The following is an 18,464-nucleotide window of genomic DNA, read 5'->3' on the forward strand; positions in this document are numbered from 1 at the left end:
GATTCCCCTTGTGATGTCGTTTTACCCGTGGGCGCCGAGCGTCAGGCGGCCGGTGCGGCGCATGCCGTGCGCCGGGCGGTGGTGCGGTCGGACCGGGTGTGCGAATTCGGTCTCGGTCGAGATGTCGCGCGCGTCCGGCATCGACGGCACGTCGCGTCTTTCCTGGGCGATCCGGCTGACGAGCAGCGCGAGCGACGCGAGCGTCACGAGCGGCATGAACTGGAACGACAGATGCGGCACGATCGCGAGGCTCGCGAGCGGCATCGGCCACAGCAGCATCAGCCATTCGCGATCGAAGCGCCGCCAGCCGTGCGTCCACGCATAACGTGCGTACCACGCGATCACGATGCCGTACCACGTCAGGTCGTAGTCGTACAGATAGGGGCTGACGAGCAGGCATGCGCATGCGAGGGTCGCGGCGCGCAGCGCGTACGAACACGCGCCGCGCCACGCGTAGACGACGGCAATCGCCGCGGCCGCCGCCGACAGCAGTTGAAGGCCGCGCGCGACGAGCGCGGGCCAGCCGGCCATCGTCGCGAGCGCGAACAGGGTGGGCATGCGCGCGAGCTTGGCGTGGCCGGTGCCGACGATCGTATAGACGTGGGCGATCAAGTGCATGAACGCGATCCACGGGCCGACGCCGAACGCGAGCGTCGCGAGCAGGGCGCTGACAGCGATCGTCGCGGCCCATGCGCCCAGTGCGCGCCATTGCCCGGCACACAGCAGCGCGAGCGGGAACAGCACCGCGAGCTGCGGCTTCATCGTCAGTAACCCGAAACAGATGCCGGCGGTGACGGGGCGGCGGTTCAGCGCGAGCAGGCCGAAGGCGGCGAGCGTCGCGGTGAAGAGACTCGTCTGCCCGACGATCACCGTGAGGAACGCACCGGGGAACGCAAGCGCGCACAGCCACGCGGCGTCGCGCTGCACGGTCGCGCGCATCGCCGCGGCGAACAGCGCGTACGTGATCGCGAGCCACAGCACGAGCGCCAGCGTGTACGGCAGCCAGCCGAGCGGCAGCACGAGCAGCAGCATCGTCGGCGGATAGAGCCACGGCAGTGTGCCGTCCGCGAGGGTCATCGTCGGGATGGCGAGCCGCTGGACCGCGAATAGCGTGGAGTAATGCCACGCGTCGCCACCGTGCCCGTGCGCGGCAAGCCATGCGGCGCTCCAGACCGGCGAGAAATCCTGCGACAGCGGGTCCAGCGCGCCGTCGTGCGACAGGTGCACGCGGATCAGGTAAATGACGATGAACAGCAGCTCCGTCAACAGCACGCCGGCGGCATAGAGCCGCACGCGATCGCGGTTGAGCCAGTGCGGATGGCGGCGCGGGCCGGCGATCGGGAGTTCCGGATGCACGCGGGCGGCAGGGTGCGCGTGGCGGGCGAACGACGGCGTTTTCATCGTGCGCTCCGGGAGGCGAGCGCCGTGCGGCGCACCACGACGAACAGCATCGCAAGCAGCACGAGCGGCCCGATTTGCGGCAGCTTCATCAGCCGGTTCAGCATTTCGAAAATCGGCAGCAGCCACGCGAGCACGAGGATGCCCTGGTCGCCGGGCAGCCAGCCTTCGTCGAGACCGTGCGCGATCAGGCAGAACACCGCGATGCCGAGCCACGTCAGTTCGTAGTTCCACAGGTACGGCGTCGTCAGCAGCGTGGCAACCGCCAGCACCGCGCCGCGCAGCCGCATGTCACGCGTGCGGCGCCATACGTCGACGGCCGCGGCGAGTGCGACGAGCGCGACCGCCGCCTGGGCGGCCAGCGCGGCTGCCACCGGCGCGCCCGCGAGCCGCAGCGCGGCGAACGGCGTCGGCGACGCGAGCCAGTACGACGCGAGCATGAAGTGCTGCTCGCGTACCGTCGACATCGCATGACTCAACCCGTGCAGCGCGGCGGGGCCGGCCAGTGCGACGCCGGCGGCCGCGAACAGCGTCGCGCTGAGCGCGGCCGCCGCGAAGGTGCGCCAAGCGCGCGTCGCAATCAGCACGAACGGGAACACGATCGCGAGTTGCGGCTTGATCGCGAGCAGCCCGATCAGTACGCCCGCCACGACCGGGCGCTTGCCGAGCAGATGCAGTGCGAGCGCGGCGAGGCCGGCGGTCAGGATGCTGTTCTGGCCGAACAGCGCGGACATGCACACCGCCGAATACGCGACGATGACGAGCGCCGCGGCGCGCGGCACGGGAAGATGCGCGCGCAGCCCCGACAACCGCGAGACGGCGAACGCGTAGCATAAAAGACTGCCCGCGAAAAAGAGGAAGTAAGCGGGCAGGAAAGGCACGAGGGCAACCGGGGCGATGAACAGCAGCATCGTCGGCGGATAGAGCCAGGGAAGCGGCCGGTTTTGCAGATACGCACCGAAGTGCGCGAACTCGGCCTGCAGGAATGACGACGTGTCGTAGGCCGCCGCGGCATGGCCTTGCAACACGAGATGCGATGCGGTCCAGAAGACCGAGAAGTCGGTACCGGGTCGGGCGGTGGCGTTCGACGTGAAGCCGTCGGTCACGACACCCCACACGATCAGCAGCGCAACGAAGAGCATCAGCATGATGCAGCTGTACGGAATGATCCGGTCGGCCGTCAGCCATTGAGCACAGCGTATTGCGCGATCGCGCGTTTCACGATTGGCTGTGTACATGATGCCCCGTCTGTGGTGTGGCCGCGTGGTCTGTCGCAGCCGTTTGATGTTGTCGTGCCTGCGGATCGATCGCTCTGAAATGGCGTTGTCCGGTGAATTCATTGTTGAAGAAAAAAACGCGTGATGCAAACCAGGCACGGCCGGACGGCATTGAATGTGTTCAGCGATTCGGGCGAAAACCGCCATTTCTGGTATGAAAAAACGCCGCCGCCCGGATTCGTGTTTCTGACCTGAAACATTCCGCGATTCTTGCCGGCTGTGCATGCCGCCGAACCCGTCTCGCGCGAACGCCTCGCCGCGTTCGGGAAAATCCCGAGAAAATTTTTTTGGCCCTTTGTGCAGCGCGGCGACGAACGTCCGGGCGGGCGGCGCTCGCCCGGACCGCATATATCAAAGTTGAAACATTTCGGTAGCCGGGCGTTTGACGGGCACGCGTGCGAATCGCCGGAACCCTTGGTACGCCTCGATTCCGCCCGGGATGGTCCGCTCTTTGCGTAAGCGTTGGCACGGCAGTCGACGACGGGGCGACCGGGCGGTTCAGGCAACAGGCAGTGGAACCGGCTCGCGAATCGCCTGCGGAAACGATGGTCCGGAGCGCGTCGGGGAACACGCCGCTCCCGTCCGATCAACCGCGGGAACCGTCGTCGAACGACCCACCAGACCTGGCAGCTTCCGGGCAATAAGAAATCGGCATGGCAGTACATGGGGAATAAAAATGAATGACCACAGCACATCGCGGATCGCAAGCCGCGTTAAAGACACATTGCAGCTTTGCCGGGAGTTCCTCTCCCGTTCAACCGGATTCCATGCGTCGAATGGCCGCCGTGCCGTTCCGGTCGCTCGAGCCGCCCGATTCGTCCGGCCGGTCGCACCGTACACGCGTTTCTCATGTTCCGTCTCGCCGATACCCGTTCGCACGGACCGCGGTAGTCCGCCCCGTTTCCGCGACTGATCGTCGGCTTCCGATTTCTAGCGTAGTGCCGGTGGTGCCCACCCCCGACGTCTTGATCGACGAAGGGTATTTCATAGCAGTCCGAAAGGAGAATGCTCATGTCAAGAATCATCGAAAAGGTCGCGTGGTTCGTCCAGGATCAGGACGGCGTGACGGCCATTGAATACGGCCTCATCGCCGCGCTGATCGCGATCGGCATCGTCGCCGCGCTGGCGACGGTCGGTACGGATCTGAAGACCGTGTTCAGCACGATCGCCGCGGATCTGGACTCGGCGGTAGCAGGCCTCTGATGGATGGTACGACGAACGGTTTGTCCGATCGTTCGAATCGTTCGTCGGCGCCACACGGCATCAACGATATTCCTCGACGTATCGATGCACGGTCATCCGACCAGCCGGTGCGCGAGGGTTTTGAAAGTCACCACGCAAGGAGAACATCATGTCCAAGTTCATTCAACAAGCCGGCCGTTTCATTCGCGACGAAGACGGCGTGACCGCCATCGAATACGGCCTGATCGCCGCGCTGATCGCCATCGGCATCATCGCCGCGCTGTCGACCATCGGGAAGGACCTCAAGACCGTGTTCAGCACGATCGCGGCCGACCTCGATTCGGCGGTTGCAGGCATCTGATGCACCGCGCCGCGGGCGGCTCGGCTGGTGCAGTGTTCGAGCCGTCCCCGGCGATTCCGTCACCCGGAAACCGGAGACCATCATGCAAGCCATCACGCGTGTCGCCCGTCGCTGGATCGCCGACGAACGGGGTGTGACGTCGATCGAGTATGCATTGCTCGCGTCGATGTTCGCCATCGCGGTGCTGGGCACCGTCGTCACGCTGAAGGGCTCGCTCGCCGATGCCTACGAGATGATCGCCGCGGCCGTGACGGCCGCCGTGGCCACCGCCGTGACCACCGCGTTGTCCATGGTTTCCTGATCCACCGATTCGATACGCGAGGTTCGCCATGCTTCCCGTTGCGCCGCCTTATCCGGTTCCGTTGTGCGTGACGCTGCTCGCGGTCGCCGCGGCCAGCACGGACATCGCGAGCCGTCGCATTCCGAATCGCCTCGTGTTGCTCGGCCTGGCCGGCGCACTGGTTGCGCAGTGCCTGTTGCACGGCGTACTGGCAGGCGTGCTCGGATGGCTCGCCGGGGCCGCGACCGGTTTCGGCCTGCTGCTGCCGTTCTACCTGTTGCGCGGGATGGCGGCGGGCGACGTGAAGCTGATGCTGGCGATCGGCGCATGGGTCGGCGCGGAAATGACGTTTTACATCGTGCTGGCCACGTTCCTGGCCGGCGGGATCGGCGCCATCGCCTACGCGCTGCTGCGCGGGCGGGTGCGCCAGATGTGGGCGAACGTGCGCACGCTGATCGTGCGGCGCTCGCAAGCGGCGCGCGCCGAGGCCGACGACGGCCCCGCCGAGATCGCGTCGGTCGGCACGCTGCCGTACGGCGTGGCGATCGCGGTCGGCACGCTGGGCATGCTGTTCGCGTCGTGCGCATAGCGCGACGGATCCGCAACGAGGACGCAACGAGGACGCAACGATCATGAACACGAACCACACCGAACGGGGACGCGACGCGCAGGTGGCACGCCTGCCCGATCCGCCGCCGTCGCGGGAGATCCATACGAAGCTGGGCGCGCAGCTGCCGCCGGCGCCGCGCTCGCTCGCCGACACCGGGCTGAGCATGGCGTTCGTCGCCGGGCTCGTGCTGAAGTCGACGCTGGTGCTCGGCCGCCCGTCGTACGGCGACCTGATCGAGCGGCATTGCCTGCCGCTCGCGGTGCTCGACGACGTCTTTGCGTTCCTGGTGCGCGAGCATCTCGTCGAGCTGACCCATCGCGGCGCGACCGATCTCGACGTGACGTTCCGACTGACCGATGCGGGCCGCGTGCTCGCGCTCGAGGAGCGGGAACGCAGCGGCTACAGCGGGCCCGCGCCGGTGACACTCGACACGTATCTGGCGAGTGTGGCCGCGCATTCGGTGCGCAAGCTGCACATCGGCCAGAGCGACGTGTGGGCGGCATTCGAAGGCATCGTGATCGACACGGCGGTGCTCGATGCGGCGGCCGCCGCGCTGAACGCGGGCCGGCCGCTGCTGATCTACGGCCCGGCCGGCAGCGGCAAGACCTTTCTCGCCGAGCGGCTCGGCGCGCTGATGCACGGCCGCGTGCCGGTGCCGCACGCGATCTGCGCGGCCGGCGAAGTGATCCAGGTCTACGACCCGCTCGTGCACGTCGACGCGGAGGCGCCGGGCGGCGGCCAGTCGGTCGATCGCCGCTGGCGCCTGTGCCGCCGGCCGGTCGTGATGTCGGGCGGCGAGCTGACGCTCGACGAACTCGACCTGCGTCGCGACGAAGCGGCCGGCTTCTACCAGGCGCCGCCGCACATGAAGGCGAACATGGGCATGTACGTGATCGACGATCTCGGCCGCCAGCGTGTCGAGCCGCGCGACCTGCTCAATCGCTGGCTGCGTCCGCTCGATCGCGGCGTCGATTTCATGACGCTCGAATCCGGCAATCGCTTCGTGCTGCCGTTCGACGTATGGCCGGTGTTCTCGAGCAACCTGGCGCCGGAGCAGTTCTGCGACGACGCTTTCCTGCGCCGTCTCGGTTCGAAGCTGCACGTCGGCGCGATGTCGATCGACGACTACCGCTCGGTGTACGACGCGGCTTGCACGTCGCTCGGGCTCGTATCGGCGAGCGATGCGTTCGACTTCCTGCTGCATCGGCTGCATCTGCCGACCGGCAAGGCGTTTCTCGCGTGCTTTCCGGCGGACCTGCTGCGCCTCGTGGCCGCCGGCGCGCGTTACCGCGGCGATCCGCCCGAGGTGACGCACGACGCGCTGTACGACGCGTGGGCGAGTTACTTCGGCGCGGCGCCTGAACGGGACGGCAGCCACCCGCCGCCCGTCGAGCGCGGGGGCCGTACGTTCATCACCGGTTGAGCGGTTTCTTTCACGATTCGTCGAGGAGCATTGCCATGAAAAACAGTCGAGCAGTCATGATGCTGGTCGTCGCGATGATCGCGGGTCTCGCCGCGGTCGTGTTCGCGTCCCGCTGGCTGATGCAGACATCCACGAGCTCGGTCACGTCCGTCGCGGTGGCCACCACCGACCTGAACCTGGGCGAGCCGCTCGGGCCGAACCAGATCCACATGGTGAGCTGGCCGTCGGGCAGCGTGCCGACGGGCGCGTTCACCGACACGAAAGCGCTCGAAGGGCGCGTCGTGCGCACCAGCCTCGCGCGCGGCGAGCCGGTGATCGAGTCGAAGCTCGCGCCGGTCGGCACGAAGGGCGGGTTGTCCGCGGTGATCGCCGACGGCAGCCGCGCGATCACGGTGCGCGTGAACGATGTGGTCGGCGTCGCGGGTTTCGCGCTGCCGGGCAACTACGTCGATGTGATCGTCAACACGCAGGAACAACAGGGCAAGACCGACGGGCAGAGCATCTCGAAGATCGTGCTCGAGCACATCCTCGTGCTCGCCGTCGCGCAGCAGGTCAGCCGCGACGACACGGCGCCGAAGGTGGTCAACGCGGTGACGCTGGAAGTCACGCCCGACCAGGCCGAACGGCTCGACCTCGCGCGCAGCGTCGGCACGCTGTCGCTCGTGCTGCGCAACCAGGTCGACCAGAAGACGCTGACCACCGGCGGCGCGACCAAGATGACGCTGCTAGGCAAGGAGCCCGCACCGGCCGCGCCGCCGGCGCCCGTCCAGGTGCGGCCGGTCCGTGTGCACGTCGCGTCGCACGCGGCGCCGGAAGTCCGGCGCGACTGCGTCGGCGTGCTGACGGGCGTGAAGGGCAGCGTCGAGTGTTTCTGAAGCCAAACCAACCAGCCATACAAACAAACCGGCCGCCGGCAACGCGCGGCGGCCTTGGAAGTCGATAACCGGCACGGCGCCGGTCTCTCGGGGGATCAGACGAAATGAAGATCAAACCGCAACGCACAGGTACCGGCCCACTGCGCACACGCGTCGCACGGGGCACGATGATGGCCGCGATCCTCTGTTCGGGATGGCTGACCGTATATGGCGCACTCGCGCAGGAAGGCATCGAATCGGCGGTGCTGACCAAGGGCGGCGCCAGCGCACCGGCCGCGGTCGGCAAGGGGCCGATGCAGATGACGATCAGCATGACGCCGGCGCCGGCCGCCGCGCCCGCCGCGTCGGCGGGGCCGCTGCGCGGGCCGAACTGCGTCGGCGCCGTGCGCGAATCGACCAGCGTCGCGGTGCCGCTCGGCAAGTCGCTGCTGGTGCCGATGCCGGAGCCGGTACGCAACCGGACGATCGGCAATCCGGCCGTCGCGCAGGCGACGATGGTGTCGCCGCAGACGCTGTACATTCTCGGGCTCGCGGTCGGCACGACCAACATGATCGTGCAAGGCAGGAGCGGCGCATGCCGGGTGATCGACGTCGCGGTCGGCGCGGACGCCGGCGGGCTGCAGGCGTCGCTGCTGCAACTGATGCCGAACGAGCGCGACATCCACGTGTCGACCGCGGCCGGCACGATCGTGCTGGCCGGCACCGTGTCGAGCTCGCAGGCCGCGCAGCAGGCCGTGCAGATCGCCCATGCGTACGGCGACAGCGCGGGTGACGGCAAGCAGGGCGGCGGCGTGCTCAACATGCTGAACGTCACGTCGCCGCAGCAGGTGATGCTCGAGGTGAAGGTGGCCGAGGTGTCGAAGACGCTGATCAACCAGATGGGCAGCGCGTTCAACATCCAGGGCGGGTTCGGTTCGTGGAGCGGCGCGCTGGTCAGCAACCTGCTTGCCGGCGTCGCGAGCGGCGCGGTGTTCAACAAGGCGAACAACAAGCCGTTCAGCATCGCGGCCGACGCGCAGAACACCGACAACCTCGTGAAGATCCTCGCCGAGCCGAACCTCGTGACGATCAGCGGCCAGGAAGCGACATTCCTCGCGGGCGGCAAGATCTTCATCCCGATCCCGCAGAGCAGCGGCAACGGCACGTCGTCGATCACGCTGCAGGAAGAGGAATTCGGCGTCGCGCTGAAGTTCACGCCGACGGTGCTGGCCAACGGCCGGATCAGCCTGAGGGTCGCGCCGGAAGTGTCGGAGCTGTCGCAGACGGGCGTCACGCTGAGCGCGACCAACATCGGCGGCACGTCGATCCTGCCGCTGATCACGACGCGGCGCGCATCGACGACGGTGCAGATGAGCGACGGCGAATCGTTCGCGATCGGCGGGCTGATCAAGGACAACGCGACCGGCGCGCTGAAGGCGATCCCCGGTGTCGGCGAAGTGCCGGTGCTCGGCGCGCTGTTTCGCAGCACGTCGTTCCAGCAGGACCGCACCGAGCTGATCTTCCTGATCACGCCGCACCTGGTGAAGCCGCTGCAGACGGCGGACGTCGCGCTGCCGACCGACAGCTTCTCGAAGCCGAACGAAATCGACGTGTATGCGACCGGCAACATGGAAGGCCGCCGCGGCGTACGCAAGGCAGGCGCCCAGCCGATGCAACCCGCGAACGGTGCAGCCGCGGCGCCGCAGACGCCGGCCCAGGCGCCGGCGCCCGCTCCGACGCCGAAATCGGAAGCACCGGTCGTGCCGGCCGCGCTGCCCGCGCCGCGCGCGCCGCAAGCCGACGTGCAGCCGTCGATGCCGGCCGAGCCGCCGAAGGCGCCGGCGCCGGTCGCGGCCGCCGCTCCGCAGCCCGATGCGGCCACCGCGGCGCGCGTCGCACGCATCGAAGCCGCGGCCGCGCGTCTTGCGGCCGCCGGCGCCGAACCGTCGGCCCAGCCGTCGACGCGCACCAAGCACCGGATCGCGGCGGCGCCCAACGCGCAGATCGCGCGTACGGGCGCGGAACCCCAGTCCACCGATCGTTGAAGCCATCCAAGGGGAAGCTCATGAAATCCGCCTACCTCGTATTCGTGCGCCGCGCGGCGCTCGCCGTCCCGCTCGCGTTCGCGCTTGCCGGCTGCATGTCGTCGACTCCGGTGTGGGACAGCCGCTTCGGCGACTCGGTCCGCACCGTGATGCACGCCCAGATCATCGATCCGCATGCCGGCGAACATCCGGCCTCGGCGGCCGGGGTCGACGGCGCCGCCGCCGCGGCCGCGCTCGACAACTACGACAAGTCGTTCAAGCAGACCGTGCCGCCCGCCAACGCGTTCGTGATCGGCATCGGCAAGGCCACCCAATAACGACGGCATGCTCAGGGAGAACGCCATGAACCGCGCAGCCCGCTATCCGAAACTCACGCGTCGCAGCCTGCATCGCCAGCGCGGTGCCGTCGCGATCATCGTCGGCCTCTCGCTGGCGGTGATGATCGGGTTCGTCGGGCTCGCGCTGGATCTTGGCAAGCTGTACGTCACGCGCAGCGAACTACAGAACAGCGCCGATGCCTGCGCGCTGTCGGCCGCGCGCGACCTGACCTCGGCCATCAGCCTGTCGGTGGCCGAGGCCGACGGCATCGCCGCCGGCCACCTGAATTTCGTGTTTTTCCAGAAGACGTCGGTGCAGATGTCGACGAACGCGAACGTCACGTTCAGCGATTCGCTGACCAATCCGTTCCTGACCAAGGACGCGGTCACGAAGCCGGCGAGCATCAAGTACGTGCAGTGCACCGCGACGCTGAGCAACATCGCGCACTGGTTCATCGAGGTGCTGAACGTGCTGCCGGGCACGAAGCTCGCGAATGCGGCGGAAGTGTCGGCGAGCGCGATCGCGACCGTCGGCGGCGGGCAGACGACCTGCGCGATTCCCGTGTTCGTGTGCCGCGGCCCGTCCGATCCGCCCTACAAGGTCGGCGACTGGATTTCGTCGCCGTCCGGGTCGTCGTCGACCTACGGGCCCGGCAACTTCGGCTGGGCGGCGCTCGACGGCTCGACGAACGAGACGACGCTCGCGAGCGAGCTGTCGGGCAATACCTGCAACATCACGAGCCCGCCGGACCTGGCCACCACGGGCCTGAAGTCGGCGGCGCTGCGGGCCTGGAACACGCGCTTCGGCATCTATACGAACGGCGCGAACGGGTCGAGCGGCCAGCCCGACTTCACCGGCTACGCGTATGTCGGCCCGAACTACGGGCCGCCCGGAACGCCGGGCATCAAGGGCGACGCGTACACGCAGTTCGTGGCCGACCGCGCGAGCTTCAAGCCTTACCAGGGCGACGGCGCACCGCCGTCGGGCAGCGGCATCTCGACCAACGGCGCGGCGACGGCGAGCAACTACGCGACCTACGGCAGCGACCGGCGCCTCGCGCTCGCGCCGGAGGGCGACTGCTCGACGCTGTCCGGGAGCAGCGGCAAGGTGCACGTCACGCAATGGGATTGCGTGCTGATGCTCGATCCGCTCCCGTTCAGCGCCGGCAGCGGCGCCATCGTCGCGCACCTGGAATACCTCGGCTCGTCGGTGTCCGGCAACAACCCGTGCGCGACGCACGGCCTGCCCGGCAGCGGCAGCGCGTCCGGAACCCAGGTTCCGATGCTCGTTCAATAGCGGAGAGACGATCATGAAGAAGCCGTCGATTCGTCGTTCGCGCACCCGCGGCGCCGTCGCCGTCGAGTTCGCGCTCGTGCTGATGCCGATGATCATGCTGGCGACCGGCGTGGCCGAATTCGGCCGGGCGATCTACCAGTACGAGACGCTGACCAAGGCAACCCGCGACGCGGCGCGCTACCTGTCGGTCTGGTTGCCGACCGACAGTGCGTATCCGGTGGCGCAGGCGCAGTGCCTGGTCGTCTACGGCAGCACGACGTGCGGCACGTCGGGCACCGAGCTGGTGCCCGGGCTCACGACGTCGATGGTCACGATCTGCGACGCGCAGCACACGACCGGCTGCAGCGATGCGTCCGATCCGGCGCAGTTCGCGAACCTGCCGACCTACGATTCGAACAACAACGCGGCAAGCGGCACGGCCACGGGCGCGATCAACGTCGTCGAAGTGAAGATCAGCGGCTACAAGTACCAGCCGATCCCCGCGTACCCGGGGCTGCCGTCGATCACCTTCGGCAACATCGTCACCGTGATGAGGCAAGTATCATGAACGCGCGCCATGTTCCGCTGTCCCGCCGGCGCGCCCAGCGCGGCGCGGCGATCGTCGAATTCGCCCTCGTCGCGATGGTGCTGATCATGCTGCTGATCGGCATCTTCGAGTTCGGCCGCGTGCTGTTCTACTGGAACACCGCGAGCGAAGCCGTGCGCCTCGGCGCACGCACGGCGGTGGTCTGCGACGTGAACGCCGCGGGCGTCGTGAAGCGCGTGCGATCGCTGCTGCCGCTGCTGTCGAACGCGAACGTGTCGGTCAACTACACGCCGTCGAGTTGCGACATCAACACGTGTTCGTTCGTGACGGTGAGCGTCACGAACGTCACCGTCAAGACCATGATCCCGTTCATGAACGTCACGCTGAAAATGCCGCCGTTCACGACGACGCTGCCGCGCGAAAGCCTGAATTCCGCGACGGGCGGCTCCGCCTGCAACTAATCGACAAGACGAGGCACACGACATGATCAATATCCTCGTAGCTTCCGACGATACCGCGCGGCTTTCGCAGATCGCGCGTCTCGTGGCCGACTGCGGACGCTATCGCACGACGCGCGCCACCGGCCGCCCGTCGCAGATCGAACATCGCACCGACGGGCTCGACGCGTTCGACATCCTGCTGGTCGACGGCACGTCGCTCGAGCCGTTCGAGCTGTCGGCGATCGAGCGCATCTGCCGCGCGCATGCGGGCCTGACCTGCATCCTCGTGACGTCCGACGCATCGCCGCACGTGCTGCTCGATGCGATGCGTGCGGGCGCGCGCGATGTGCTGCAATGGCCGCTCGATCCGCAGGCGCTCGGCCACGCGCTCGGCCGGGCCGCCGCGCAGAGCACGCGGCGCGATACCGACGACACGCGCATCGTGTCGTTCATGTCGTGCAAGGGCGGCGCCGGCACGAGCTTCGCGGCCAGCAACGTCGCGTTCGAGATCGCCGAGGGCTTCAAACGCCGCGTGCTGCTGATCGACGTGAACCAGCAGTTCGCCGACGCGGCGTTCCTCGTCAGCGACGAAACCCCGCCGTCGACGCTGCCGCAGCTGTGCGCGCAGATCGAGCGGCTCGACAGCGCGTTTCTCGATGCGAGCGTCGCGCACGTGACGGAAAACTTCCACGTGCTGGCCGGCGCCGGCGACCCGGTCAAGGCCGCCGAGATGCGCGAGGACGCGCTCGAATGGATTCTCGGCGTGGCCGCGCCGCGCTACGACTTCGTGATCTTCGACGTCGGCGTCGGCATCAACCCGCTGTCGATGGTCGCGCTCGATCGCAGCGACCAGATCCAGCTCGTGCTGCAGCCCGCGATGCCGCACGTGCGCGCCGGCCGCCGGCTGCTGGAGATCCTCGTGTCGCTCGGCTATTCGACCGACCAGTTGCGGCTGATCGTGAACCGCGCGACGCGCGCGAGCGAGCGGACCCGCACCGCGCTCGAGGAAGTGCTCGGGCTGCAGGCGGCCTGCACGATTCCCGACGACGCCGACACGGTGCTCGAAGCGATCAACCAGGGCCACCCGGTGTCGCGGCTCGCACGCGGCTCGGCGGTCGCACGGGCGTTGCAGGGCTATGCGAAACAACTCGTCGACGGCGAGGTGCGCGCGGGACGCAGCGCGACGCACAGCGAGCCGTTGATGTCCCGGCTGTTCGGCCGCAAGGCCACGCCGAAGCTCAAGTCGATGTAATTCTCACGGGGAACCATCATGTCATTGCGCGAACAGATGTCCTTGCACCGGGCCCAGCCGGTGGCGACAGGCAGCGAGACGGCCGGCCCGGCGCATTCGTCGGTGCGCGACGCATACCAGAAGCTGCGCCGCGAAATTCACCTGGCCGTGCTCGAGCGCGTGGAACTCGAGCGCCTGTCGCGGCTGCATCCGGACCAGGTCCGCATGGAGATCGGCTCGCTGATCGCGCGGATCCTCGACGAGGAGCGGATGCCGGCGAACGACATCGAGCGGCGCCAGCTCGCGATCGACGTGTACGACGAGATGTTCGGCTTCGGCCCGCTCGAAGCGCTGCTGCGCGACCCCGGCATTTCCGACATCCTCGTGAACACGTACCGGCAGGTCTACGTCGAGCGCTGCGGGCAGCTCGAACTGACCGACGTGACGTTCTACGACGATGCGCACCTGATGAAGGTGATCGAGAAGATCGTGTCGCGCGTCGGGCGCCGCATCGACGAATCGAGCCCGATGGTCGACGCGCGGCTGCCGGACGGTTCGCGCGTGAACGCGATCATCCCGCCGTCCGCGATCGACGGGCCCCTGATGTCGATCCGTCGTTTCGCGGTCAACCCGCTGAAGATGGACGACCTGGTGCGCTACCACAGCCTGACGCCGCCGATGGCCGAGCTGCTCGACGCGCTGTCGCGCGCGAAGGTGAACGTGCTGGTGTCGGGCGGCACCGGCAGCGGCAAGACGACGCTGCTCAACATCCTGTCCGGCTTCATTCCGCGCAACGAGCGGATCGTGACGATCGAGGACGCCGCCGAGCTGCAACTGCAGCAGCCGCACGTGCTGCGGCTCGAAACGCGCCCGCCGAACATCGAGGGCAAGGGCGAGATCACGCAACGCACGCTGGTGCGCAACGCGCTGCGGATGCGCCCGGACCGGATCATCCTCGGCGAAGTACGCGGCGCCGAAGCGCTCGACATGCTCAACGCGATGAATACCGGCCACGAAGGCTCGCTCGCGACGATCCACGCGAACACGCCGCGCGACGCGCTGACGCGGCTCGAGAACATGGTCAGCGTGTCCGGCCTGACGCTGCCGCCGAAGACGATGCGCCAGCAGATCGCGTCGGCGATCTCGGTGGTCGTGCAGGCGGCGCGGCTCACGGACGGCAAGCGCAAGATCATCAGCATCCAGGAACTGACCGGGATGGAGGGCGACATCATCAACATGCAGGAGATCTTCACGTTCAAGCGTACGGGCGTGGACCGCGACGGCTCGGTGCGCGGCCACTTCTGCGCGACCGGCGTGCGGCCGAAGTTCGTCGAGCGGCTGCAGGCGTTCGGCATCAACCTGCCGGATTCGCTGTACGACCCGTCCACGCGGTACGAGGCGGACTGACGCCAGGGCGTCGTGTGCTGCCGGGGAGAGGCTCATGAATGCGATCTTTTACGGTTTTGTGATTCTTACCTTCGTCGCGGTCGTGCTGTCGATCGAAGGCATCTATCAATGGTGGAACGCGCGGCACGGCGCCGCCGCGCGCCGGATCGAATCGCGCATTCGCGCGATGTCGGCCGGCGGTAACGTGCAGCAGGAGCGGCTGTCGATCCTGAAGAAGCGCATGCTCGACGAGTCGAAGCCGTTCGACCGGCTGCTGCTGCGCCTGCCGCGCGTGCATGCGCTCGATCTCGTGATCCAGCAGTCGGGCCTCGACTGGACGCTGCCGAAGCTGATCACGCTCAGCGCGACGTTCGCGGCGCTCACGTGGTTCGCGGCGAGTTTCGCGCGGGCGCCGCAGCTCGCCGCCGTGCCGATCGCGCTGTTCGTGGGGTGGGGGCCGATGATGTACGTGTTGCGCCGCCGCGCCCGGCGGATGCGCAAGCTCGAGCGGCAGCTGCCGGAGATCTGCGACATGATCGCGCGCGCGCTGCGCTCCGGTCATTCGTTCACGAGCACGCTGGGAATGGTCGGCGACGAGTTTTCCGAACCGATGGGCGGCGAGTTCCGCGTCACGTTCGACGAGGTCAACTACGGCGTGTCGCTGCACGACGCGCTGATGAATCTCGCGACGCGCGTGCCGGTGCAGGACCTGCGCTACTTCGTGATCGCGGTGCTGATCCAGCGCGAGACGGGCGGCAACCTGGCCGAACTGCTCGACAGCATCGCCGGGCTGATCCGCGAGCGCTTCAAGCTGTTCGACAAGGTGCGCGTGCTGTCGGCGGAAGGGCGGCTGTCGGCGTGGATTCTCGGGCTTTTGCCGTTCGGCACCGCGGCGGTGATGGCGCTGCTGAACCGCGAATTCCTGTCGGTGCTCTGGGAGGATCCGGCCGGGATCCGGATGGTCGGCACGATGCTGGTGTCGATGCTGTTCGGCCTGTTCTGGATCCGCCGAATCGTGCGCATTCGCGTCTGACGCGCGAGCCGAATAACGAACCGTTGCGAGGTTGTCATGCAAAACCTGAGCGTGGTCCAGGCCGTGATGCTGGGCGGCTTGTTCATCTTCGTGGCCGGCGGCGTGCTCGTCGCGATGCTGCTGTTCGCGCCGCGTGGGATCCAGCGCCGGCTGCAGCAGGCCGGCGGGACCGGGGCGGGCGCCGTCGCCGGTCCGGGCGACGCCGACGACATGGCGTCGCGCTGGGTCGCGAAGCTGGTCGAGCTGTCCACCCCGATCTCGAAGCTGTCGGTGCCGAAGGAGGGTTGGGAGAATTCGCCGCTGCGCATCCGGCTGATGAATGCCGGCTGGCGTAACCAGAGCGCGGCCGCGCTGTATTTCACCGCGAAGACGGTGCTCGCGCTCGGTCTGCCGTGCGCGGCGCTGCTGGCGCTGATCACGACGTCGCTCGGCGACGAGCGCGCGCTGCTGTCGCTGATCCTCGTGGCGCTCGCCGGCATCGGCTACTACATCCCGAACGTCGTGCTGTCGCAGCGGGTCAAGGTGCGCCAGCAGAAGATCTTCGAGGATTTCCCGGACGCGCTCGACCTGCTGACGGTGTGCGTCGAGGCGGGGCTCGGGCTCGACGCGGCGCTGATGAAGGTGAGCGAGGAGCTGCGGTTTCGCAGCGAGGTGGTCGCGAGCGAACTCGATCTGCTGCTGCTCGAGATGCGCTCCGGCTTCACGAAGGAGACGGCGCTGCGCAACCTCGCATTGCGCACCGGCGTGGAGGACATCGAATCGTTCTGCGCGATGCTGATCCAGGCGGACCGGTTCGGCACGAGCATCGGCGAATCGCTGCGCGTGCTGTCGGACATGCTGCGCACGCGGCGCCGGATGCGCGCGGAGGAACGCGCGGCGAAGATCGCGCTGAAGCTGCTGTTTCCGCTGATCTTCTGCATCTTCCCCGCGCTGATGATGGTGCTGCTCGGCCCGGCGATGATTCACGTCTATCGCGTGCTGCTGCCCACGTTCGTCGGCGTCGCGCCGTGAGCGGCGCGCGGACGCGGCTTCGCGCGCATCGATTCAGACTCGACGTGCCGGCCCCGGGGCGATTCGGCGGCCGGCGCGGCAACAGGCTTCATGGAGGCTCCCTCCCCAGGCGGCGCCGCGAGACAGGTCGACCATAGCGGCGTCAATGCATCCTGGACCCATGGTCGATCATGGAACGAGCCGTAGTCCACCGCCTTCACGGCTGCCCCCTGCGGCTAACCCTCGAAGCGGCGTGCGCCGGATCGGGACGGCCGGCGCGCCGTGCGTCACTGAAAGTGATGCACGTAGCGCAGCACCATCCGCGTCCCTTGCGGCCGGTTGCGCGCATGGGTTTCGAAATACGTGTTGAACAACAGGTGATCGTGCGGCGAGAAGCTGACCATCGCCCCCGGCCCGATCGCGAACACGGCTTCCCGCGTGCCCGGCACGTCCTGGCCGTTGACCTTCATGTCGGTGGTCTGACGCAGCCAGTAGCCGTTGAGCCCCAGCCGCAGGCCGGGTCGCACTTCGTACTCGGTCGCGAAGTTCACGTGGACCGCCTGGCCGGCCTGCGTCGACGCCACGTCCGGGCCGAGTGCCGTGGCCGGCTGATGGTTGGTCGCGTTCCACAGATAGTGCAGCCGCCACGATACGGTCCATTTCGGCGTGAGCCACAGCGTCGCGGCCCAGTACGGATCGAACGACCAGAAATGGCTGCCCGGATTGATCGCGCGCGACGGATCGTACGCGCCGGTCGGCACGATGAACTGGAATTCGACGCGCTGCGCGAAGCGTGGGCCCTGCGCGCCCATCACCGGCTCGAACTGGACGAATGGGCCAATCAGCAGATCGCCGAAGCCGGCGCGCGCGTTCAGCGCGACGTTGCCGATGCCGTCGTCGGTCCGCGCGGAAGCGATCCACGGCAGGATCACGTCGAGGCCCGGATGCATGCCCGCGAACGCCAGCGGCGACTGGTAGACGAGCTGGCTCAAGCCCGCGAACAGGTCGATGTCCTGCTTCGGCAACCCGACCTTGTTGCCCGCATTGTCGTTGACGCGGCCGGCCGTGTAGTACTGCAGGTACTGCGTGCCGTACCAGCCGGCGCCGGCCGGCGGCATGCCGTCGAGGAAACTGGTCATGCCGAGGTTGACCGCAGGCAGGTCGGCCGCATGGGCCGGCGCATGGCCGGCGAGGCCGGCGATCGTGAGGCCCGCGGCGACGAGCAGGCGAGAGCCGAATTTCATGTTCACCACCTCCTGAAGTTTTACTTGTATGTACTAATCAAATAGTGCGTGAAAGATCGGGATGATCGGCGATCGCACGATACTGGCCGGCATGGAACACGAGCGGCGCCTTGCCGAATGTGTCGAACTGCTCGATCTCGCCGATGAAGAGCAGGTGGTCGCCGCCTTCGTAATGGCCGACGTTGCGGCAGACGAAGCGCGCGCTCGCGCCGTCGAGGCACGGCACGCCGCCGCTGCCCGAATCCGCGTGCGGCACGCCGTCGAACTTGTCGGCGCTGGGCGTCGCGAAGCGGCGCGACAGGTCGATCTGGTCGTGCGCGAGGATGTTGATCGCGAAGTGGGTCGCCGCGACGAAATCCGGGCGGCTCGGCGCGAGCTTGCGCAGGCTCCACAGCACGAGCGGCGGATCGAGCGACAGCGACGAGAACGAATTTGCGGTGAGGCCCACCTTGCGCCCGTCGGCCGCGCACGTGGTGATCACGGTGACGCCGGTCGGGAACTGCCCGAACGCGGCGCGCAACTGCATCGGGTCGAGGGCCGTGCGTTCGGTAACGATGGTTTCCATGACGA

General features: G+C 67.8%; 19 protein-coding genes. 15 read left to right on the forward strand and 4 right to left on the reverse strand.

Going from position 1 to position 18,464, the window contains the following annotated elements:
* Positions 1 to 21: 21 nt before the first annotated feature.
* On the reverse strand, positions 22 to 1,401 hold the full coding sequence (locus A9Z05_RS22105) for a glycosyltransferase family 87 protein (RefSeq protein WP_069619943.1): 1,380 nt from the start codon (positions 1,399 to 1,401) through the stop codon (positions 22 to 24).
* Positions 1,398 to 2,636 carry a glycosyltransferase family 87 protein gene (locus A9Z05_RS22110; RefSeq protein ID WP_069619944.1) on the reverse strand — a complete coding sequence of 413 codons (1,239 nt, stop codon included), beginning with the start codon at positions 2,634 to 2,636 and terminating at the stop codon, positions 1,398 to 1,400. Before A9Z05_RS22110 ends, A9Z05_RS22105 begins: the two co-directional genes overlap by 4 nt.
* A 1,050-nt stretch (positions 2,637 to 3,686) precedes the next feature.
* On the opposite strand from A9Z05_RS22110, the gene A9Z05_RS22115 reads away from it, so the two are divergent.
* The 15 genes from A9Z05_RS22115 (at position 3,687) to A9Z05_RS22185 (ending at position 16,671) form a co-directional block, all read left to right on the forward strand.
* Complete coding sequence (locus A9Z05_RS22115) at positions 3,687 to 3,878, forward strand: Flp family type IVb pilin (protein WP_069619945.1); 192 nt, start codon at positions 3,687 to 3,689, stop codon at positions 3,876 to 3,878.
* A 148-nt stretch (positions 3,879 to 4,026) separates the two neighbouring features.
* A complete protein-coding gene (locus tag A9Z05_RS22120; protein WP_050015343.1) occupies positions 4,027 to 4,218 on the forward strand; it encodes a Flp family type IVb pilin in 192 nt (63 codons plus the stop codon).
* Positions 4,219 to 4,300: 82 nt separating this feature from the next.
* A complete protein-coding gene (locus A9Z05_RS22125; protein WP_069619946.1) occupies positions 4,301 to 4,519 on the forward strand; it encodes a Flp family type IVb pilin in 219 nt (72 codons plus the stop codon).
* A gap of 28 nt (positions 4,520 to 4,547) precedes the next feature.
* Positions 4,548 to 5,087, forward strand: coding sequence for a prepilin peptidase (locus tag A9Z05_RS22130; protein ID WP_069619947.1), 540 nt, complete (start codon positions 4,548 to 4,550; stop codon positions 5,085 to 5,087).
* A 43-nt stretch (positions 5,088 to 5,130) separates the two neighbouring features.
* Positions 5,131 to 6,531, forward strand: a complete 1,401-nt coding sequence (locus tag A9Z05_RS22135) for an ATP-binding protein (RefSeq protein WP_069619948.1) — start codon at positions 5,131 to 5,133, stop codon at positions 6,529 to 6,531.
* Between the two features lie 35 nt (positions 6,532 to 6,566).
* Entirely contained in the window at positions 6,567 to 7,406 is an 840-nt protein-coding gene (cpaB, locus tag A9Z05_RS22140; RefSeq protein ID WP_069619949.1) for a Flp pilus assembly protein CpaB, read from the forward strand.
* Positions 7,407 to 7,510: 104 nt separating this feature from the next.
* Entirely contained in the window at positions 7,511 to 9,430 is a 1,920-nt protein-coding gene (locus A9Z05_RS22145) for a type II and III secretion system protein family protein (protein WP_069619950.1), read from the forward strand.
* Between the two features lie 20 nt (positions 9,431 to 9,450).
* Positions 9,451 to 9,747: a hypothetical protein gene (locus A9Z05_RS22150; RefSeq protein ID WP_069619951.1), complete on the forward strand. Its 297-nt coding sequence runs from the start codon at positions 9,451 to 9,453 to the stop codon at positions 9,745 to 9,747.
* A 25-nt stretch (positions 9,748 to 9,772) separates the two neighbouring features.
* Positions 9,773 to 11,044, forward strand: coding sequence for a pilus assembly protein TadG-related protein (locus A9Z05_RS22155; protein ID WP_069619952.1), 1,272 nt, complete (start codon positions 9,773 to 9,775; stop codon positions 11,042 to 11,044).
* Positions 11,045 to 11,057: 13 nt separating this feature from the next.
* The gene (locus A9Z05_RS22160; protein ID WP_069619953.1) at positions 11,058 to 11,591 is read left to right on the forward strand and encodes a TadE/TadG family type IV pilus assembly protein; all 534 of its coding nucleotides are present in this window, start codon (positions 11,058 to 11,060) and stop codon (positions 11,589 to 11,591) included.
* A complete protein-coding gene (locus A9Z05_RS22165) occupies positions 11,588 to 12,031 on the forward strand; it encodes a TadE/TadG family type IV pilus assembly protein (RefSeq protein ID WP_069619954.1) in 444 nt (147 codons plus the stop codon). The genes A9Z05_RS22160 and A9Z05_RS22165 overlap by 4 nt, the downstream gene beginning before the upstream one ends.
* A 22-nt stretch (positions 12,032 to 12,053) precedes the next feature.
* Positions 12,054 to 13,262: an AAA family ATPase gene (locus A9Z05_RS22170; protein WP_069619955.1), complete on the forward strand. Its 1,209-nt coding sequence runs from the start codon at positions 12,054 to 12,056 to the stop codon at positions 13,260 to 13,262.
* Between the two features lie 18 nt (positions 13,263 to 13,280).
* Positions 13,281 to 14,648: a CpaF family protein gene (locus tag A9Z05_RS22175; protein WP_069619956.1), complete on the forward strand. Its 1,368-nt coding sequence runs from the start codon at positions 13,281 to 13,283 to the stop codon at positions 14,646 to 14,648.
* A gap of 34 nt (positions 14,649 to 14,682) precedes the next feature.
* On the forward strand, positions 14,683 to 15,660 hold the full coding sequence (locus A9Z05_RS22180; RefSeq protein ID WP_069619957.1) for a type II secretion system F family protein: 978 nt from the start codon (positions 14,683 to 14,685) through the stop codon (positions 15,658 to 15,660).
* A 36-nt stretch (positions 15,661 to 15,696) separates the two neighbouring features.
* Positions 15,697 to 16,671: a type II secretion system F family protein gene (locus A9Z05_RS22185; RefSeq protein WP_069619958.1), complete on the forward strand. Its 975-nt coding sequence runs from the start codon at positions 15,697 to 15,699 to the stop codon at positions 16,669 to 16,671.
* 266 nt (positions 16,672 to 16,937) lie between these two features.
* Here A9Z05_RS22185 and A9Z05_RS22190 read toward each other — a convergent pair whose 3' ends face one another.
* Positions 16,938 to 17,894, reverse strand: coding sequence for a transporter (locus tag A9Z05_RS22190; RefSeq protein WP_069619959.1), 957 nt, complete (start codon positions 17,892 to 17,894; stop codon positions 16,938 to 16,940).
* Between the two features lie 37 nt (positions 17,895 to 17,931).
* Positions 17,932 to 18,459 carry a flavin reductase family protein gene (locus A9Z05_RS22195; protein WP_069619960.1) on the reverse strand — a complete coding sequence of 176 codons (528 nt, stop codon included), beginning with the start codon at positions 18,457 to 18,459 and terminating at the stop codon, positions 17,932 to 17,934.
* Positions 18,460 to 18,464: the final 5 nt, after the last annotated feature.

The sequence above is a fragment of the Burkholderia sp. A2 genome, from assembly GCF_001729305.1.
Lineage (GTDB): Bacteria > Pseudomonadota > Gammaproteobacteria > Burkholderiales > Burkholderiaceae > Burkholderia > Burkholderia sola.

Bases quoted from the DNA above. Each gene is read 5' to 3' on its own strand.
- A9Z05_RS22175 (WP_069619956.1), top strand. From the start codon at position 13,281: ATGTCATTGCGCGAACAGATGTCCTTGCACCGGGCCCAGCCGGTGGCG.
- A9Z05_RS22125 (WP_069619946.1), top strand. From the start codon at position 4,301: ATGCAAGCCATCACGCGTGTCGCCCGTCGCTGGATCGCCGACGAACGG.
- cpaB (WP_069619949.1), top strand. From the start codon at position 6,567: ATGAAAAACAGTCGAGCAGTCATGATGCTGGTCGTCGCGATGATCGCG.
- A9Z05_RS22105 (WP_069619943.1), bottom strand. From the start codon at position 1,401: ATGAAAACGCCGTCGTTCGCCCGCCACGCGCACCCTGCCGCCCGCGTG.
- A9Z05_RS22180 (WP_069619957.1), top strand. From the start codon at position 14,683: ATGAATGCGATCTTTTACGGTTTTGTGATTCTTACCTTCGTCGCGGTC.
- A9Z05_RS22155 (WP_069619952.1), top strand. From the start codon at position 9,773: ATGAACCGCGCAGCCCGCTATCCGAAACTCACGCGTCGCAGCCTGCAT.
- A9Z05_RS22150 (WP_069619951.1), top strand. From the start codon at position 9,451: ATGAAATCCGCCTACCTCGTATTCGTGCGCCGCGCGGCGCTCGCCGTC.
- A9Z05_RS22130 (WP_069619947.1), top strand. From the start codon at position 4,548: ATGCTTCCCGTTGCGCCGCCTTATCCGGTTCCGTTGTGCGTGACGCTG.
- A9Z05_RS22165 (WP_069619954.1), top strand. From the start codon at position 11,588: ATGAACGCGCGCCATGTTCCGCTGTCCCGCCGGCGCGCCCAGCGCGGC.
- A9Z05_RS22110 (WP_069619944.1), bottom strand. From the start codon at position 2,636: ATGTACACAGCCAATCGTGAAACGCGCGATCGCGCAATACGCTGTGCT.
- A9Z05_RS22170 (WP_069619955.1), top strand. From the start codon at position 12,054: ATGATCAATATCCTCGTAGCTTCCGACGATACCGCGCGGCTTTCGCAG.
- A9Z05_RS22195 (WP_069619960.1), bottom strand. From the start codon at position 18,459: ATGGAAACCATCGTTACCGAACGCACGGCCCTCGACCCGATGCAGTTG.
- A9Z05_RS22145 (WP_069619950.1), top strand. From the start codon at position 7,511: ATGAAGATCAAACCGCAACGCACAGGTACCGGCCCACTGCGCACACGC.
- A9Z05_RS22160 (WP_069619953.1), top strand. From the start codon at position 11,058: ATGAAGAAGCCGTCGATTCGTCGTTCGCGCACCCGCGGCGCCGTCGCC.
- A9Z05_RS22115 (WP_069619945.1), top strand. From the start codon at position 3,687: ATGTCAAGAATCATCGAAAAGGTCGCGTGGTTCGTCCAGGATCAGGAC.
- A9Z05_RS22135 (WP_069619948.1), top strand. From the start codon at position 5,131: ATGAACACGAACCACACCGAACGGGGACGCGACGCGCAGGTGGCACGC.
- A9Z05_RS22185 (WP_069619958.1), top strand. From the start codon at position 15,697: ATGCAAAACCTGAGCGTGGTCCAGGCCGTGATGCTGGGCGGCTTGTTC.
- A9Z05_RS22190 (WP_069619959.1), bottom strand. From the start codon at position 17,894: ATGAAATTCGGCTCTCGCCTGCTCGTCGCCGCGGGCCTCACGATCGCC.
- A9Z05_RS22120 (WP_050015343.1), top strand. From the start codon at position 4,027: ATGTCCAAGTTCATTCAACAAGCCGGCCGTTTCATTCGCGACGAAGAC.